Raw genomic sequence first — 585 nt, forward strand, 5'->3', positions numbered from 1 at the left:
CCACGAAATTAGCATCATGCTAGCAAGTTAAGCGAACACTGACATGATAAATTAGTGGTTAGCTATATTTTTTTACTTTGCAACAGAACCTTTTATTTTACAGGAATCCAGATCTCTGAATACAAATCAGGACTGGAGGGATTTTCATCTGAGTAAACTTCTAACTCTGGTGTTCCCGCATGTTTATAACTACTTGAAGGAAACCACTCTGATAAGATTTGTTTCCAAACCCTTGGCATCGCATCTGGCATTGGTCCTCGAACCTCAAATACAGCCCATTTAGATGCCGGAATCTCTAAAATAGATAATTTTTCTGGACTTTCACCTTCATACGTTGTTCCAATCCAATAATCAATCGCTTTGGAGCTCTTATCAATACATACACCCACTACCCCTTCAATCAGACCATTGTTTAACTTAAATAATAAATTGTCCGTACCATCTCTATGCACGTCATCCCACATTTTTGGAATATCCCTCTGATTCTGTTCATTGACCAATGAAAATTCTCGTTTAACTCCTGCCACCTTAAATGAATCATGTTCGACAATTTTGTAATTCATAGGTTCTCCCCCTTTCAAATTC

1 protein-coding gene is annotated in these 585 nt (G+C 37.6%); it reads right to left on the bottom strand.

Annotated elements, in window-relative coordinates; genetic code table 11:
• Positions 1 to 92 precede the first annotated feature (92 nt).
• The coding region (locus CD129_RS01050) for a GyrI-like domain-containing protein (RefSeq protein ID WP_256681887.1) at positions 93 to 585 on the bottom strand (493 nt) is incomplete at its 5' end.

The organism is Mammaliicoccus fleurettii, from assembly GCF_003970575.1.
In the GTDB taxonomy this organism is placed as follows: Bacteria; Bacillota; Bacilli; order Staphylococcales; family Staphylococcaceae; genus Mammaliicoccus; species Mammaliicoccus fleurettii.